A 16999-nucleotide genomic window follows, 5' to 3' on the forward strand; every position below is an offset into this window, starting at 1 on the left:
TTGTTAGTATAAGCTGGAGAAATTGATGGAGCTTGGAAATCTATCGGAATTTGGACGATCAAGGTCTTCAACCCGCTGGGCAACGAATCCGGTGCGAAGATTCGTTTGGTGGTTAATTGCCCCATACTTTCGTGGCGCTGAAGGACGGATTGCTGCCAGGATCGACGCGGTTGATGCAGGCATTCGGAACAAAATTCCGGAAATCTCGGCTGAACTTGAAAGGGTTGCAACTGAAGCGGAAAAGAGGGCTTCTGCAAAGGTTGCCTCTCTGACGGGTGGCCTGCGAAAGGACGCCTTGGCCGTAGCAAATCGTATTGCGGGACTGGAGGAGGAAGCCGGCGTCCTGAGTGGCAATGTCTCTGCGTTAGGCCAAAAAATCGAGTCAATTGCTCATGGCGTGGAGGAGCGCATTGGCAAGCTCGAGGCTTCACTCCAAAAATACGAAAAGCTGAGTGCCAATTTGCCGCAGGAAAAAAACCCGAACGGTCTGGTCATCGCCAATGGGCAGGCGGGCGAGCGATTGCTCGTGCGGCAAAATGATCATATCGGGAAGCGGATTATTGCGGGCGAAGAGTGGGAGCCGCACGTCAGAAAAGCGATAGAAGAGGCCGCCAGACCCGATGGAATCGCGATTGATGCAGGTGCGTATATCGGCATACACACACTCACAATGTCACGCTGCTTCTCCACCGTTCATGCGTTTGAACCCCAACTTGGGGTTTTCCAGGTTCTCTGTGGCAATTTAGCCTTGAATGAGCGTTTGAACGTCGTTACCCATAACGGCGCCCTGTACGATCGCAGCATCGCCATGCGGCTCGCCCCACAAGACCATCAAGAAGTTGGCGTTCCGATGGTCGGCGGTGATATCGATTACAAGCTAATTGAAAACGCCGCGGCCTTGTCATTCGAAGTTGCAGCGCCCGGTGATCCGCACGTTGATGCAATCGCGCTCGACGACTTGGCGCTTGAAAATATTTCGTTGATTAAAATAGATACCCAAGGCTCGGATCTCCGAGTGCTGGTCGGCGCGGAACGCACAATTGCTAGATCAAAGCCGGTCGTTCTCTTCGAATGGGAACGAGATTTGGCAGCCCTCCACGGGGCTACGCTTGAAGGGTTTTTCGGATTTTTCGAGAAGCTCAACTATGACGTCGAGATTTTGCACGAAACTTCTCCGGGGCGCCAAGCGGACTATATTGCCAGGCCTCGAAGCACATGAGATCTTCAATGTTTAATGATTTTCTCAAACTTCGACGAGCGTGATGCGGATATTGATCCTGGCTCCTTGGCTGTATCTCAATCCTCGCAATGGCGGACAGCTTCGCGCGGCGTCTATAACAAAGGCCTATGAGGACGCGGGTCACGAAGTGCGGGCGGCGGGCCTATACATTCCTAGTGAAAGCCGGTTGAATGACATAAGGCCGACGGACATTGCGCTACGAGGCGACGCGGGGGAATTCCATGGCAAGCTCCCGGGCGAGACGCGACGCTCGGAGATGTCTTGGTGGGAGGCTGTGGCGGCAGCGCCAGAGAGCTTTGCCGCTTTTGCCCAAGTCGTGCGCGAATTCCGACCAGATCTCCTGCAGTTTGAAGAAATTGCGCTTTGGCCCGTCGTGAGGCGCCTGAGGCGCGAAAATTATCTGGATGGTGTCACGATCGTACACTCGTCATATAACTTCGAAACCATTGCGTGGGGTCACAGGAGCGTTGCTGCAGGCGACGTAACACCAGAGACTATTCGCGATATCGCGCAAATCGAGAAAGAGATTGCGTCGGAAGTAGATCTCATCCTCACTGTGTCAGAGGGTGACGCTCAGGAATTCGTCAAGCTTAATGATGCAGCGAAGGTGTGCGTTGCACCAAATGGCGTCAACTGCGATCAAAGCGCCAGTGCCAACAATATCGGGGCAGTTTCGTCATACCTGCCTGCGAGCTTGCCTTATGCGCTATTCGTTAGCAGTGCGCATCCGCCGAATGCACGAGGCATTGTCGATTTTGCAGCGGATGCCTCCGGGCATCCGCTGCGCCACGGCGAAATTATGGTTTGCGGTAAAGTTGGCGCGCTGATGAAGGCTGCTCCGCAGTTTGGAAAGGCAACGAAGATTCTAGGAAGATGCCGCTTCCTGGGCTGGGTTGACGATACTGCGCTAAGCGCGCTCTACGGTAATGCAAGAGTGGTGATTCTCCCGAAGATGTATTCGGGAGGATCGAATTTGAAGACAGCGGAAGCTATTATCAGTGGCCGTCCCATAGTGGCAACGAGGCTTGCCTTTGAGGGTTTTGAGCAGTGGATTGGCTTGCCTGGTGTTGCGATAGCCGATGACCCGGACGAGTTTTGGCGACTTGTCGACGGTTACTTGATGAACGGGCATGTCGAACAATCCCGTCCCCAGGAGAGCGTCGAGGGGTTGCTATGGAAAAATTGTCTTAGACCGATGATCCACGAAGCCGAATTGACCCGCGCTCACGCGGCGGCACGTGTCGATCCGGTGGACGGAGCAATGAGCGCTGATGCACGTGGTGCCTAAGCGCATTGTCCCGCCCGCCCGCCCGCGACTATCGGCATGGGTGCTTCGCCCGAGGGCCTACGCGCTCGCATGGCTCTTGTCGAGCGCCGGTAACATGCGGCGGAGCGTTTCCTCCAAAGTCGGGACTTCAAGTTTGGCACCATGTCTTGAAAGCAATGCATTCAACTTTGCCGGACTGCCGCAAAGCCGATGTACCTCATTGCCTCGGACAAAAGCTGGATTGACGGTAACTTCTATTTGGTGACCCGTTATTTGAGTGAAAGAGTCAATTACGTGCTGGAGCTCGTAAGGTTGACCTGAACACACGTTGTAGATTCCACCGGGCTCACCATACGCGAGCAACAACAGGTACGCGCTGCACACCATTCGAACGTCATTGAACTCCCGCTCCACATGGAGGTTGCCGAGCGCAATAGAGGATGCTCGGGCGGCAAAGTGCATGGCCAGCTTCGGAATCAGGAAGTTCACGTCCTGGCCTGGCCCCGTATAGTTGAAAGGGCGAGTGATTATCAGATTCAGTCGATCCCCATATATTCGGGCCATGCATTCCATGGCGAGCTTGCTCGTGGCGTAATGATTGACCGGCGCAGGCGGCTGCGTTTCACTGATCGGCGACTGCGCTGTGTTGCCGTAGATGTTCGCGCTGCTCGCCAGAAGCACACGTTGGGGTGGCGTGGGTAGCTTGGTGAGCGCGTCGAGCAGGTTTGTAGTGCCCACCACGTTCACCTCGTAGAACGCCTTTTCGTCGGCATGCCCTACGAAGCTGATTGCTGCCAGATGAACCACCGCGTCAGGTAATGCCTCGAGCACCTCTTGGCAAAGCGCGTCGCTGTCTGTCAGATCGGACTGCAGGGCAATGACCGAGTGTCCCTCGGCCAATGCACGTTCGGTGAAATGCCGACCGGTAAAACCCTTGGCGCCAGTTAGCAGGATCCTCAAAACGAGAAGCCCTGGCGATTGCGTCGAAGATCCGCCTCGACCATCATCTGGCAGAGTTCCTCGAGCGTGGTCTTTGGCTCCCAGCCGAGTTGGGCCTTGGCCTTGGCCGGATTCCCGATCAGCAGTTCGACTTCCGCGGGCCTATAGAACTTCGGGTTGATGCGCATGACGGTCCTTCCGGTGGCTGTGTCCACAGCCGATTCGCCTTCGCCGCTGCCCTTGAAGTCCACTGTGATTCCCGCGCCCTTGAATGCCATGCTCACGAAGTCGCGCACAGTTTCGGTGCGGTTGGTCGCCAGGACGTATGTGTCGGGCGTGTCGATCTGGAGCATCCGCCACATGCCCTCGACGTATTCCTTTGCAAAGCCCCAATCGCGTTTGGCATCTAGATTGCCGAGTTCGAGGACGTCGAGTTGGCCGAGCTTGATCTTGGCAACGCTATCCGTGATCTTGCGCGTCACGAATTCGCGGCCACGCAAAGGGCTTTCGTGATTGAACAGAATGCCGCTGCAGCCGAAGATGTCGTAGCTCTCGCGGTAATTGATCGTCATCCAGTGGGCATAGAGCTTGGCGACGCCGTAAGGACTGCGCGGATAGAACGGCGTGTCTTCCACTTGGGGGATGGCCTGGACCTTGCCGAACATCTCGGAGGTGGACGCTTGATAGAAGCGGATCTTGGGATTGACGAGGCGGATGGCCTCCAGCAGATGCAATGCGCCAACGCCGGTTATCTGGGCGGTCGCTGCAGGCTGGTTGAAGCTCACGCCCACAAAGCTCTGAGCCGCAAGGTTATAGACCTCGACCGGCTCTGCCTGACGGATCAATTCAATCGAGCTTCCCAGGTCGGTCAGGTCGTACTCGACAAGATGCAGGTCGGGGTTGCTCTGAATGCCAAGTTCCTCAATGCGCCAGAAGTTGACGGAACTGGTGCGGCGATAGGTGCCGTAGACGACATATCCCTTGGCGAGCAGCAATTCAGCCAAGTAAGCGCCGTCTTGGCCCGTGATGCCCGTTACAACGGCATGTTTCTTCATGAGGACTTTCTCTGTAGTGTCTAAAAATCGCATGACGCGTCGGCTTGTGCCATTCATGGGAAGGCAACGCGAACGGGCTGGCGCAGAACCCTTGATTTTGCCAAATCGGAGAAGCTGGATTCGCCATATTTAGTTACGTAACTTGCCTGTAGCCGGGTATCCATGGGGTGGCGCGATCAACCGGGGTCTTTTTGACTTGGAGCAGCTGCGCGAAACGCTCGCCACAACCTCGCAACTGCAACATAGATCACGGCATGCGTGGGTGAAACCCAACAGTCAACGGGGATAATAAATGCGACGCAAGCCGGACACATGCGCCAAGGCGTGCCCCGGCGCAGGGAGCAAGGGCGGCATCGGGCGGGGCAGGTACGCCAAACTCCAGACATAAAAGCGAATATGAGTGACACACCACGAGACGCAGAAAAACTCGCCGAAGCGGAGCGGCAGATTGCCGCACTCAAACTGCGGCTGGAGCTCCAGGAGCGACTCGTAGTAAGCAGCGAAGACTCCTTTGAGGCCCAGATCGAATCGGCAAATCAACGCGTGGCGCTCGCGTTGCATCAGCGGAACGAGTTGCTCCAATCGGCGTCCTGGCGCCTCACCGCTCCGTTGCGGAGGGTGTCGGCGGCGATTCCTTTGTCCTGGCGCGGATATCTGCGCCGCGCAGCCAAGGCAACGTGGTGGGTCGCGACGCCCTGGCGCACGCCGCAGCGACTGCAGTTTCTCAAGGAGCGTCGCCGAAATGTTGGCGCGAATGTCTCGAGAGTTGCGCCGGCAGTCGGGACTGATATCGGCTACGACAGCTCGGACGGTTATCGCCAATGGATCGTCGAAAACGAGCATCGCTCGACCGCGCTTGTGGAGGGGGCGGGTAGCCCGCGGCTGAGTTTCCTGTTGTGTGCAAGTGCCGCGCAGCTTGAGATGCTGATGAGAACGGTAATGTCGATTCGTGCGCAAGACTTGCCCCAGTGGCAACTCCTCGTTGCCGACACGAGCGAATTTGCTGGCGCGCTTGATGAATACCTTCGAGCGTTGCAGGATGAAGAGCCGCGCGTCATCGCTTTGCCTGCGCGCGGCAGGAGCCGCGCCGAAGCGCTGGCTGCCTGTCTGCCGCATGCCGACGGCGACTTTATTGCGGTGCTCGACGCCGGGGATGTCGTTGCACCGGGCGCCGCAATCGAAATTGCAAATGCGCTGTCCGTGGCGCCAGCCAGCGATATTATTTATTGCGATGAGGACGAATTGTCGGCGGAAGGCGCGCGAATTCGGCCTTACTTCAAGCCGAGTTGGTCTCCGGAACTGCTCTATGCCTTCAACTACTTCGGGCGCTTGACGCTGCTGCGTCGGCACCTCGTCGAGGCTGCAGGTGGTATCGACCCTGAATGTGGTGCAGGTCTCGAATGGGACCTGAATCTGCGCGCGAGCGACATTGCGCAAACCATTACCCGCATTCCTAAGGTTCTTTGCCACCGGTCAGTCAATGGCCATCGAGACAGGCCAGCCGCCGGTTCAGCGGAGGCTGCGGCGCAGCGCGAAGCATTGCGCAAGTTCTGGGCGCGAAAGGGCATTGACGCCTCCGTTCAGACGCAGCCCGATGGCACCCAGCACGCCACTTGGACGATCGACCGCCCCCCCCTCGTCTCGATCGTGATTCCTTCCAAGAACAAGGACCACTTGCTGCGCATGTCTGTCGGCGGACTGTTGCGCGGAACGTCATACCCGAACAAGGAAATCATCATTGTGGACACCGGCTCTACCGAGCCGGAAACGCTGGCGTACTACGCCGAGCTCGCATCGGAGCCAGGCGTTCGCATCGTTCATTTCAACAAGACCTTCAACTATTCCGCGGCGTGCAACTACGGCGCGACGTTCTCGCACGGCGAGATCTTGCTGTTCCTGAACAATGACATCGAGGTCACCTCTCCCGATTGGCTGCATGAAATGGTGCGGGTCGCGATGCGCCCTGGCGTCGGAGTGGTCGGCGCCAAGCTGGTGTATCCCTCGGGCGAACTGCAGCATGGCGGCGTGGGCGTCGGCATTCATCTGTGCGGCCTGATGTATCGCAGCGCCGAAGAGCGCGGCTGGGGCGTGTTCGGCTCGCCGGATCACGCCCGCAACTGGCTCGCGATCATGGGCGCGTGCCAAATGGTGCGGCGGGACGCATTCGAACGCGTCGGCGGGTTCGACGAGTCGTACTTGATTGCGATGAGCGACGTCGCACTCTGCCTGCATATTTGGCGTGCCGGCTACCGGACTGCCTATGTACCGCAGGCCCGTCTCGTGCATCACGAGGGCGCGACGCGAGGCCACAGCAACCCCGGGGTCGACATTGGCCGGGTGGCTGACGACATTCGTGCGCTGGGTATCGATGACGACCCTTACCTTCATCCCGAACTGGATGCGGACCACGCGATTCCGTCGCTTCGAGCAGCCACGGCGCCGACGATCCGCGAGAAGCTCAAGGCCGGCCTTCGCGAATTCGGCTCGCTGAGGCCGCAGATGCGGACTCTTGATCTGTCGAATGACGGCGCATGCCTGGCTATCGCCATGCTGCCGCGCGACAGCGTGATCTGGGCGCCCCAGCCCGCGCATGGCGTGCGCGATGTCTGGTCTGCGGCCAGGTGGTGCCTGGACCTCTTGCGCACGCGCGCTGATGTCCGCCTGCGATTTCCCGCTGCGCTATCCGAAGGTCCTGATGGCGCGTTTTGCCGTTGGCTCGAAGCTGAAGGCGCGGAGCATTTCGGGCTAGACGGAGACGCAGTGGCCTCGATCCGCATGCTGTGGTCTGAAGACCTTGCAGCTCGTGCGCGCCAAGCGTTTCTCTTTCATTCGGAAGTCAGGGCCGTGTTGCCTCACGGCTTGCTGCCCATTGGCATGCCCGAACTGTTCTACTGGTTCATGCAGCATGGCCGGCGCAATGCAGGCCTGAGGCTGGAGGAAGTCTGGTGGCTGTTCTGGACAGCTGCGGAAACTCCAGAGGCCGAACTGGTCAGGGCCTACGAATTTACACCCGACTGGCAAAGGCTCTATCCCGACGGGCTGACGGTCTTCGGCCGCCGTGCGTTTGCCTCTTGGTTCTGCGCAAATTACCGCGTGGCCGAGCTGTGGGCCGACCCGGTGCGTTGGCCGGTCGACATCGCGCCTGCCCGCCAAGTTCGGTCGGCCTACCGCGCGCGCGACCAATGGCAGCGTGCACATCCCGAAGCGCTCGACAAGATCGAGGCAGCCAAGGCACTGATCGAATGGCTCCAGTCGCCCGAATCCATGCAGCCCGAAGCTGTAAGGGCATGGTGCGCCGGTCTCGACAAGGAAAGCGTGGCGGCTGAAATGACGAGGCTCGGCGTGAACGTCATCGGTCATTTCTCGTATCCGTCGGGTCTTCGGGTCTCTGTGGAGGCACTGGTCAAAGGCTTGGGGGAGGTAGGCGTGCAAACCGCGCTGCGCGATCTTCGGACCGACAAGAAAGATGATCCGGTTCACGCACAGTTCCGCGATTTCGAGGATTTCGAAACGACCATCATCCACACGCAACCGGAGCCCTTCTTCGACGAGGCCTATAGCCGCAGCGATCTGAGCGAGCACTTGCCGCGCACTTATCGCATCGCCTACTGGTACTGGGAATTCGACTCGATTCCGGACTCGTGGCTCGATGCGGCAACCAAGGTCGACGAAGTCTGGACGGCCACTGAATTCGTTGCCAAGGGCTTGCGCGAACGGCTCTCGATTCCAGTGCGGACGATATTCCCTGGCGTCGCTCTCGGCACCTATCAGCAACGAGAGCGCAAGTACTTTGGCCTGAAGGACGGGAGCTTCACGTTTCTGTTCACATTCCACATGATGAGCGTGATGGAGCGCAAGAATCCGCTTGGGCTTATCCAGGCATTCAAGACGGCGTTCTCGGCGCAGGACGATGCGACACTGGTGCTGAAGACGTCGTTCGGTGACCGCCATCCGGCGCAATTGCAGGAACTGCGCGCTGCCGCAGAGGGCCACAACATCGTGGTGATCGATCAGGTTTACAGCCCCGACGAAGTGCTGTCGCTGATGGACGCGTGTGACGCTTATGTGTCCCTGCATCGCAGCGAAGGATTGGGCCTCACGATGGCCGAGGCCATGCTGATGGGAAAGCCGGTCATCGCGACCAACTACTCCGGCAATGTCGACTTCATGGGCGAGGAAGACAGCCTGTTGGTGCCCTACAAGTTGGTGAAGCTCGGTCGTCCGATCCCGCCCTACGACGAGAAGCTCGAGTGGGCGGAACCGTCGACAGAGCACGCCGCGCAGCTCATGCGACGGCTTTACGAAGACCGTGAATGGGCAAAGCAGATCGGAGCGCGGGGCAAGGCTCGGGCGGCAATCGATTTGTCGCTGCAAACCGCTGGCCACAGGGCCGCTGCGCGACTCGCCGAAATCCGTGCATCGATGCGGACGATCCCCAAGGACTGAATTCGTCGACGGAGTCGGGGAAACGGCCCAAGGCAGAGCGCCTGGGCCCCTGAATGTCAGAAATCAGGCGGCCAGCTTCGCACGCTCGGCCTGTAATTCAGCCATGTATGCGTCCATGTCGACTTGCTCCAGTCGGCCATGGTTAAGCTTCACGACCTTGTTGCATTCCTTGGCGATCAACTCGGGCGAGTGCGAAGCAAGCACCAAAATGCCGGACTTGGATACAACGTCGCGCATGCGCTTCTCGGCTTTTTCGGTGAATTCTGCGTCACCCACCGAGAGCCATTCGTCCATAAGAAGAATGTCGGCCTCAACGCTGGTTGAGATCGAGAAAGCGAGCCGCATCATCATCCCTGTGGAATAGGTGCGCACAGGCATGTCCACATATTGGCCGAGCCCGCTGAATTCGCAGATGTCGGGCGTGCGCTCGTCGATTTCCTTCTTGCTCATGCCCATTACCAGGCCACGCAACATGATGTTCTCTACGCCGGTCGCATCCATCTCGATGCCCAACGATGGATCGATAAGGCTTGATACGCTTCCTTCACGCCGGAACTCACCGGCCGACGGCTCGTAAACGCCGGCTAGGGTGCGTAGCAAGGTCGATTTGCCGGCACCGTTGTGGCCTATGAGCCCCAGCCGATCACCGCTGCGCAGTTCGAGGTTGATGTCGCTCAGTGCCTGAACAACAGTGACGCCGGTTTCCTTGCCAAAACGTCCCCCAGTGACAGATGCAGCAAGCGTTTTCTTCAGCGAGGCCGCGCCTGCGCCATAGATGGGAAAGTTGACGGCGACGTTCTTGAGTGAGATGGATGCCATATTCAGAGCCAATAAACGACGCGCCGACGGTACTTGATGAAGAGCAGCATGGACGCGACAACGCTGACGACTGTCCAGGCCAGGATGCCCAGCCAGCTATGCATTTCGGCCACGCCGCCCATCAGCGGAGTGCGCAGCAGGTCGAGCATCTGTGCAAAGGGATTCCACAGGATGTACTGAGCACGCCCCGGGAGGCTTTCCGGAAGCCAGAAAACAGGCGTCAGAAACATCAGCATTTGCATGATGCTGGTCACGATCTGGGTTACGTCGCGATAGCGCGTGCAGATCAGGCCGAGCAGCAGGCCCAGAGCATGCGCGTTGATGACCAGTATGGCGAGGGCCGGCAGCACGAGCAGTACCGACCAAGACAGTGAAATACCGGCCCAGAGCGCTACCGGGATATACAGCACGATCTGATGCGCAAACTGAATGAGGTTGCGGGCAATGCTGCGCCAGACAAACAGGCTGATTGGAAAGTAGCCCTGCTTCAGGTAATTGGACGAGCCCACGAACGCGTTGCACGACTCGGATACCACGCTGGAAAAGAAGCCCCAGAAAATGATACCGAGTGCGAGGTGCGGGAAGAACTTGGACAGTTCCGTGCCAAAAAGCGAGCTGTACAGCGGTCCCATGCCTCCGATCATTGCGCCCATGCTCAGCGTGAGCCAGAGCGGTCCGAGCATCGAACGCCGATAACGAAGAACGATATCGAACCAGGCCAGGGTCCACCAGATGTCGGTGCGACGTGTTCCTTCCCACCAGTCGGATAGGGCGCTGCGGTGGAGGTTGGAGTGGATTTTTTCGGTCATGCGCGTCCGTAGGTGTCTGCGAGCCTGACGATGTCGTCTTCGCCAAGGTAAACACCGCACTGGACTTCAATGAGCACCAATAGCTCTTCGCCGATATTGGTCAAACGATGTTTCTCCTTCAATGGAATATGGCGGTATTCGCCTGGGCCGGTGACATGTTCGATGTCGCCGATCTGGACGATGCCCCGCCCTTGCACCACTACCCAGTGCTCAGAGCGCTGGTGGTGATACTGCAAAGACAGCGATTCTCCGGTTTTGACCGTGATTCGCTTGACCTTGTAGCCGTCTTCTTCCTTGAGCGTTGCGTAGGTGCCCCATGGGCGGTGCACCACGGAGGGCAGATGAACCGCCTCGTGCTTGCGCGCTTTCAGCGTATCGACAACCTTTTTGACTTCCTGCGCACTGTCCTTGTGGGCGACCAGTAGCGCATCGGGAGTGTCGACGATGACAAGGTCGTGAACGCCCAGCGTCGCCACCAACTTCGGAATGTGACTGTCTATCTGGACGTGGGTGCCGGTGGTATCGATGGCCACCACATCAGACGGCATGGTGTTGCCGCTGGCATCCGGCGGCTGCGCCTTTGCCACAGCGGGCCAGGAGCCGACATCGCTCCAATGGAACTTGGCCGGCACAACGTGAACGTTGTCGGCAGGCTCCATCACCGCATAGTCGACACTGATGTCCGGCTGGAGCCCGAACGCGTGCAGGTCGAACTGGATGATGTTGCCCTCGTGTTTGGAGGTTTGGAGTGCCTTGCGGGCTGCGGCCAGCAGTTCGGGCGCATACTTTTCGAACGCGCCGACAATGGCGTCTGCTGTAAAGCAGAACATTCCGCTGTTCCAGTAATAACGGCCCGTGGCCAAGTATTCCTGCGCAGTCTGCAGATCTGGCTTCTCTACAAAGCGCTTGGCCGGTTGACTCGCCCTCGAGACCTGAGCCACTTCGATGTAGCCGAAGCCGGTGTCGGGACTCGTCGGGCTGATGCCAAAGACCACCAACGCGCCGTTCGTAGCCAGCTTGAAGGCTTGGCTGGCACTGGCGACGAAGGCTTCGACGTCGGGCACGAGATGGTCTGCGGACAACACCAGCATCACGGTTTCGCCGCCGAATTTTTCGATGCATTGCAGCGCAGCGAGTGCAATAGCCGGGCCTGTGTTGCGGCCCTTCGGCTCAAGAAGGAGTGTGGCGTCAGGGGGGTCGACCATTTGCCCCAGCACGTCCTTGGTGAGAAAAAGATGATCCTTGTTCGTGACGATCATCAGATCGCCTGTGCCGCAGGCTTGACCACGTTCGATGGCCTGCTGCAATAACGTCGAGCCCCCGAGCTTCATGAATGGTTTGGGAAATGCCTGCCGCGATGCCGGCCAGAGCCGGGAGCCCGCACCGCCGGAGAGCACAACTGAGAGGACACGCATTTTTTTCCTATTGCTCTTATAACGCGCCAATTTTACGTCCAGCGTCCACAGCCAAATTTGCGCGCCCCAAACGCCTTTCGCGACGTCGATCACGTTTCGGTTGCGAAGATAATCGCGCCCGGGGCGCCGCGTATAACCGCCGTACTGCGGTATGGCTCCATTTTTCACGCACCACCAAAAAGTCGCCGCGTCCGTTTCGCGGATGCGCAATCTATGAAATCTGCTTATCAATTCATCCTCGGCTTGGCCGCGCTTTGGCGGGGGCCTGGTCTACTGGGGCGCGTACAGCGGGCATGGCGAATGTTCAAGAAGTCGGGTTGGCCCGGCATTCGCTGGGAGCTCGGACGGCGGATAGGCGGTTACAACAACTATTCGACATGGGTGCGGCGCTACGACACGCTCACCCCCGAACTGCACGAGAAGATTGCACAGCGCGTAGCGGCCATGAAAGACCGGCCGCTGATCTCCGTGCTGATGCCCACCTACAACCCCAACCCGGCCTGGCTGCGCGAAGCCATCGAGTCGGTGCGCGGGCAGATCTATCCCCACTGGGAACTTTGCATCGCCGACGACGCATCGCCTTCGGCCGAGGTGCGCGAAATCCTCAAGTCGTACAGCGAGACAGACCCGCGCATCAAGGTGGTGTTCCGTCCTGAAAACGGCCATATCTCGGCGGCGTCGAACAGCGCTCTGGAGTTGGCCGCGGGCCCGTGGGTGGCGCTCATGGACCATGACGACCTGCTGCCTGCGCACGCGTTGTTCTGGGTGGCCGATTGCATTGCCGAGCACCCCGGTGTGCAACTGATCTATTCGGACGAAGACAAGGTCGATGAAGGCGGTCATCGCTTCGGGCCTTATTTCAAGTCCGACTGGAACGTCGATCTGTTTCGTTCGCAGAACATGTTCAGCCACCTCGGCGTGCTGTCCACCGAGCTCATGCGTTCGGTTGGCGGTTTTCGGGTGGGCCTCGAGGGCTCCCAGGACTGGGACCTGGTGCTGCGATGTATGGAACGCGTGGAGCCTGGGCAGATTCAACACATTCCGCGCGTGCTTTATCACTGGCGGGTGCATGCCGAAAGCACGGCCCGGTCGATGACAGCCAAGCCTTATGCGGCGATTGCGGGCGAGCGGGCACTGAACGAACATTTTGTACGCACTGGGGTGCGTGCCACGGCTGAACATCTCGATTTTGGCTACCGCGTGCATTACGCCTTGCCCGATGTCTTACCGTTGGTTTCGTTGATCATTCCCACGCGCAATGCGTTGCAACTGACTCGCCAGTGCATCGAATCCATCTTGCAGAAGACGAGTTATTCGCGCTACGAAATCATCATCGTCGACAACGGCTCCGACGATCCCGCCGCACTGGCCTGGTTCAAGAGCGCTGCCGCGGAAAACCCCAATATTCGCGTGCTGCGCGACGACCGGGACTTCAACTATTCGGCGCTCAACAATGGTGCGGCTGCCATCGCGCAAGGCGAGGTGCTCGCGCTCGTCAACAACGACATCGAAGTCATTTCGCCCGACTGGCTGAGCGAAATGGTCAGTCTCGCGCTGCAGCCCGGCGTCGGTGCTGTGGGCGCGCGGCTCTGGTATCCGGGCAAGACACTCCAGCACGCGGGCGTGATCCTGGGCGTGGGAGGCATCGCCGCGCATTCGCATCGCGGCATGCCGGCGGGAAGAGAAGGCTATGCGGGACGCGCGGCGCTTATCCAGTCGCTCTCGGCCGTTACGGCGGCCTGCCTGGTCATCCAGAAAAGCCACTACCTGAAAGTTGGCGGGCTTGACGAAGTGCACCTCAAGGAGTCGTTCAACGACATCGATTTTTGCCTGCGGCTGCGCGAGGCGGGTCTGCGCAACGTATGGACACCGTACGCTGAACTGTTCCACCACGAGTCTGCGACCCGTTCCAAGAATGTCTCGCAGAAGAGAAAAGAGCAGTTCGAGGAAGAGGCAGCCTACATGCAGCAACGATGGGGCGAGCTGTTGAAGAATGACCCTGCCTACAGCCCGAACCTGATGCTCGCGCGCGAAGACTTCAGCTACGCCTGGCCGCCGCGCCTGGCGCCGGTCTGAAGATGCTGGGAATTTCGGTCGCGCTTTGCACGCGCAACGGCGCCCGCTATGTGGCGGCGCAAGTGCGAAGCATCTGTACGCAGGACAGGCTGCCGCGCCAGATTGTGCTTTCGGACGATGGCTCTACGGACGAGACCATCGCCACCGTGCGCAGCACCCTGGCAGATTGCGGCGTTGCCGATCGCGTCGAACTGGTCGTTTTTCAGAATTCCCCGGCGCTGGGCGTCACCCGCAATTTCGAACAGGCCGTGCGGGCGTGCACCCATGAGCTCATTGCGCTCTGCGACCAGGACGACGTGTGGCACGCAGGCCGGCTGGCTCGCATGGCTGCGCGCTTCGAAGCGGAGCCCGAGTTGCTGCTGCTGCACACCGATGCCCGCCTGGTCGATGCCGAACTCGCACCGCTCGGCACTTTGCTTTTTCATGCGCTCGAAGTGCGCCCGGCTGAACTGGCGGCCATTGCCAATGGCAATGCCTTCGGCGTATTGCTGCGGCGAAACCTGGTGACCGGTGCCACGACCCTGTTTCGCAAGGATTTGCTCGCATCCGCGTTGCCGTTCCCGGAAGGCTGGGTGCACGATGAATGGCTCGGCGCCGTGGCGGCGGCCACAGGCCGTGTCGACGTGATCGCGGAGCCGCTCATCGACTACCGCCAGCATGCAAGCAACCAGATAGGCGCACGCCGGCCAACCCTCTCCGAAAAGATCGGCAAGGCCTTTGTCGAGCGCGGCGACAAGCATTGGGCGCGGTTGCGCAGGGCGGAGGCGCTTCTTGACCGCTTGAGCTCCCTCGGCGCGAAGGTGCAACCGAAGTACCTCGAGGCCCAGCGCGCCAAGGTGGCGCACCAGCGTTTCAGGGCCGAGTTGCCGCGCTCGAGACTTGCGCGCGCGGTCCCCGTTTTGTTCGAGGCCGCCCGGGGCCGCTACGACCGCTTCGGGCGCGGCTGGCACGCTGTGGCGCAAGATCTGCTGGAGCGCGGATAGCGCCAGCCCCTTGCCCAACTTGGCTATCGGGCGTTCGCGCTCGCCTTCAGCCGCCTGTAGCGCCAGAAGGCACCCGAAGTCCACACCTTCAGCAAGCTGGTCACGTGCCAGTAAAGGTGCTTCTTGCTGGTGCGGCTGGCACGCTGGGCCTCGTGGCGCGCCAGCAGGGCTTCTCCCACCTGCAGCTTCCAGCCCGCCAGCCGGGTCCGGGCGCAAATGTCGAAATCTTCGCCGTACATGAAGAAGCGCTCGTCGAAGCCGCCGATCTGGCGGTATGCCTCGCTGCGAAACAGCATGAACAGCCCCGGAATCCACGCCGGCACCGCCGGGCGCTCATAGCCCGGCTTTCGGCGGGTCACGATTTCCAGCGGCGTGATGATCTCGCGATGCTGCTCCGGTGTGCTCTTGCCCGGTTCCAGAATGCGCGGCGTCAGCAGTCCGGCGTCGGGTGCGGCCTGTGCAACCAGCGGCGCCAGCACGTCGGCGTCAAAACGGATGTCCGGATTGAGCACCAGGAACCACGGCGTGTCGCAGTGCTGGAACGCCTGGTTGTGATTGGCGCCAAAGCCCTTGGGCTGGGCGTTCTCGATGCGCTCGACCGGAAAGCGCCATTCCTCGCCCGCCAGCACGTCGTCTTCGGGGATGTTCAACGTGAGCACGACTTTGGCAACCGACGCACCGCTGAAGCGGCCGAGTTGCTCGAGCAGCGGCCTTATCAGCGCGAGCTGACCGTGGCTGACGATCGAAACGGTAATGGGAGGAAGGGAGGGGGAGGGCGCTGGCATGGTCTAATTTCGCTCGGGAATTCTAGAGTTCCCCAACACCCACACATGATTGCTCTGATCGTCATCAGTTTTTTTGCCTCTGCCTTCGCCGTGCAGCTGTTCATGCGCCGTGCGCGCAGGCATGCGCGGCTCTATGGCACGGACATGCCCCAGCGCTTCCACAAGGGGCACGTGCCGCGGCTCGGCGGCGCCGGGATCATGTTTGGAATGGGCGTGGCCTGGCTGGCCGCCGGCATCACGGGAACCGATCCGTTCAACGTGTCGTGGCCAGTCAAGGCGTCGATGCTCACGCTGCTGTGCATTGCACCGGCCGTCATCGCCGGCATCGTGGAGGACGTGACGCAGAACGTCAGGGTGCGCTACCGGCTGGGGCTCACCATCGGCTCCGCCTTGCTGGCGTGCTGGCTGCTCGGGCTCGGCTTGTCGCGCACCGGCATCGAGACGGTCGATGGCTGGCTGGCGCTGGTTCCCTATGGCGCCGTGGTCTTCGCGGCACTTGCCATCGGCGGATTGCCTCATGCCTTCAATATCATCGATGGCTACAACGGGCTGGCCGGCACCGTGGCCGTGCTGGTCTGCCTTGCCATTTCTCACGTGGCGCTGCAGGTAGGCGACCGCCAACTCGCGGCAATGATGGTCTGCCTGGTGGGCGCTACCGTCGGCTTTTTGATCTGGAACTATCCGCGCGGCAAGATCTTTGCCGGCGACGGCGGGGCCTATGTATGGGGCATGGTCATCGCCGTGGCCTGTGTCACGCTGGTTCAGCGGCATCGCGTGGTCTCGCCGTGGTTTCCGATGCTGCTGCTGATCTATCCCGTCTGGGAGACGCTGTTTTCCATCTATCGCAAGCTCGCGCGCGGGCAGTCGCCCGGCACGGCGGACGCGCTGCATTTTCACCAGCTCATTTTTCGCCGCATTGTGCGGGTGGCCTTTGCAGACGACGAGGCTCGCCAATTGCTGGCCCGCAACAACCGGACATCTCCCTACCTGTGGATGTTCGCGGCGCTGTCGGTCGTGCCGGCCGTGCTGTTCTGGAACAACACCGTCGTGCTGATGCTCTTTTGCCTGCTCTTCGTCACGACCTACGTCGGCGCGTACCTGATGATCGTGCGATTCAAGGTGCCGCGCTGGCTGCGCCCGTGACGGCACCCAAGACTGCGCGCTT

The 16999-nt window shown here is 59.9% G+C and carries 12 protein-coding genes; 6 read left to right on the plus strand and 6 right to left on the minus strand.

What is annotated here, in order from left to right:
• The first annotated feature begins 25 nt into the window (after positions 1-25).
• Positions 26-1219: an FkbM family methyltransferase gene (locus J2X67_RS13630; RefSeq protein ID WP_309953769.1), complete on the plus strand. Its 1194-nt coding sequence runs from the start codon at positions 26-28 to the stop codon at positions 1217-1219.
• A gap of 43 nt (positions 1220-1262) precedes the next feature.
• A complete protein-coding gene (locus J2X67_RS13635) occupies positions 1263-2528 on the plus strand; it encodes a glycosyltransferase family 4 protein (protein WP_309953770.1) in 1266 nt (421 codons plus the stop codon).
• Between the two features lie 57 nt (positions 2529-2585).
• On the opposite strand, the gene J2X67_RS13640 is transcribed toward J2X67_RS13635, so the two are convergent.
• Together J2X67_RS13640 and gmd are read right to left on the minus strand one after the other, a co-directional pair.
• Positions 2586-3467, minus strand: a complete 882-nt coding sequence (locus J2X67_RS13640) for a GDP-mannose 4,6-dehydratase (protein WP_309953772.1) — start codon at positions 3465-3467, stop codon at positions 2586-2588.
• Positions 3464-4501, minus strand: coding sequence for a GDP-mannose 4,6-dehydratase (gmd, locus tag J2X67_RS13645; protein WP_309953774.1), 1038 nt, complete (start codon positions 4499-4501; stop codon positions 3464-3466). Before gmd ends, J2X67_RS13640 begins: the two co-directional genes overlap by 4 nt.
• Before the next feature lie 396 nt (positions 4502-4897).
• On the opposite strand from gmd, the gene J2X67_RS13650 reads away from it, so the two are divergent.
• Positions 4898-8947: a glycosyltransferase gene (locus tag J2X67_RS13650; protein ID WP_309953776.1), complete on the plus strand. Its 4050-nt coding sequence runs from the start codon at positions 4898-4900 to the stop codon at positions 8945-8947.
• 63 nt (positions 8948-9010) lie between these two features.
• On the opposite strand, the gene J2X67_RS13655 is transcribed toward J2X67_RS13650, so the two are convergent.
• The 3 genes from J2X67_RS13655 to J2X67_RS13665 are packed head-to-tail and all read right to left on the minus strand — an operon-like array spanning position 9011 to position 11990.
• Positions 9011-9766 (minus strand): ABC transporter ATP-binding protein, encoded by a 756-nt coding sequence (locus tag J2X67_RS13655; RefSeq protein WP_309953777.1) that lies wholly within the window; start codon positions 9764-9766, stop codon positions 9011-9013.
• A gap of 2 nt (positions 9767-9768) precedes the next feature.
• Positions 9769-10575, minus strand: a complete 807-nt coding sequence (locus J2X67_RS13660) for an ABC transporter permease (RefSeq protein WP_309953779.1) — start codon at positions 10573-10575, stop codon at positions 9769-9771.
• Complete coding sequence (locus J2X67_RS13665; RefSeq protein WP_309954083.1) at positions 10572-11990, minus strand: mannose-1-phosphate guanylyltransferase/mannose-6-phosphate isomerase; 1419 nt, start codon at positions 11988-11990, stop codon at positions 10572-10574. The genes J2X67_RS13660 and J2X67_RS13665 overlap by 4 nt, the downstream gene beginning before the upstream one ends.
• Positions 11991-12290: 300 nt before the next feature.
• Here J2X67_RS13665 and J2X67_RS13670 point away from each other — a divergent pair, with 300 nt between their 5' ends.
• Complete coding sequence (locus tag J2X67_RS13670) at positions 12291-14066, plus strand: glycosyltransferase family 2 protein (RefSeq protein ID WP_309953780.1); 1776 nt, start codon at positions 12291-12293, stop codon at positions 14064-14066.
• A 2-nt stretch (positions 14067-14068) separates the two neighbouring features.
• Positions 14069-15049 carry a glycosyltransferase family 2 protein gene (locus J2X67_RS13675; RefSeq protein ID WP_309953781.1) on the plus strand — a complete coding sequence of 327 codons (981 nt, stop codon included), beginning with the start codon at positions 14069-14071 and terminating at the stop codon, positions 15047-15049.
• A 23-nt stretch (positions 15050-15072) separates the two neighbouring features.
• Here the strand turns inward: J2X67_RS13675 and J2X67_RS13680 are convergent, their stop codons facing one another.
• Positions 15073-15834, minus strand: a complete 762-nt coding sequence (locus J2X67_RS13680) for a glycosyltransferase family 2 protein (protein ID WP_309953783.1) — start codon at positions 15832-15834, stop codon at positions 15073-15075.
• Between the two features lie 45 nt (positions 15835-15879).
• Between J2X67_RS13680 and J2X67_RS13685 the strand changes: the two genes are divergently transcribed.
• On the plus strand, positions 15880-16977 hold the full coding sequence (locus J2X67_RS13685) for a glycosyltransferase (RefSeq protein ID WP_309953785.1): 1098 nt from the start codon (positions 15880-15882) through the stop codon (positions 16975-16977).
• Positions 16978-16999 lie beyond the last annotated feature (22 nt).

The organism is Variovorax sp. 3319 (genome assembly GCF_031456585.1).
Taxonomy (GTDB): domain Bacteria; phylum Pseudomonadota; class Gammaproteobacteria; order Burkholderiales; family Burkholderiaceae_C; genus Variovorax; species Variovorax paradoxus_P.

Excerpts from the sequence above, each read along its gene's own strand:
- J2X67_RS13630 (WP_309953769.1), top strand. The coding sequence starts at position 26 with ATGGAGCTTGGAAATCTATCGGAATTTGGACGATCAAGGTCTTCAACC.
- J2X67_RS13635 (WP_309953770.1), top strand. The coding sequence starts at position 1,263 with ATGCGGATATTGATCCTGGCTCCTTGGCTGTATCTCAATCCTCGCAAT.
- gmd (WP_309953774.1), bottom strand. The coding sequence starts at position 4,501 with ATGAAGAAACATGCCGTTGTAACGGGCATCACGGGCCAAGACGGCGCT.
- J2X67_RS13650 (WP_309953776.1), top strand. The coding sequence starts at position 4,898 with ATGAGTGACACACCACGAGACGCAGAAAAACTCGCCGAAGCGGAGCGG.
- J2X67_RS13655 (WP_309953777.1), bottom strand. The coding sequence starts at position 9,766 with ATGGCATCCATCTCACTCAAGAACGTCGCCGTCAACTTTCCCATCTAT.
- J2X67_RS13660 (WP_309953779.1), bottom strand. The coding sequence starts at position 10,575 with ATGACCGAAAAAATCCACTCCAACCTCCACCGCAGCGCCCTATCCGAC.
- J2X67_RS13665 (WP_309954083.1), bottom strand. The coding sequence starts at position 11,990 with ATGCGTGTCCTCTCAGTTGTGCTCTCCGGCGGTGCGGGCTCCCGGCTC.
- J2X67_RS13670 (WP_309953780.1), top strand. The coding sequence starts at position 12,291 with ATGTTCAAGAAGTCGGGTTGGCCCGGCATTCGCTGGGAGCTCGGACGG.
- J2X67_RS13675 (WP_309953781.1), top strand. The coding sequence starts at position 14,069 with ATGCTGGGAATTTCGGTCGCGCTTTGCACGCGCAACGGCGCCCGCTAT.
- J2X67_RS13680 (WP_309953783.1), bottom strand. The coding sequence starts at position 15,834 with ATGCCAGCGCCCTCCCCCTCCCTTCCTCCCATTACCGTTTCGATCGTC.
- J2X67_RS13685 (WP_309953785.1), top strand. The coding sequence starts at position 15,880 with ATGATTGCTCTGATCGTCATCAGTTTTTTTGCCTCTGCCTTCGCCGTG.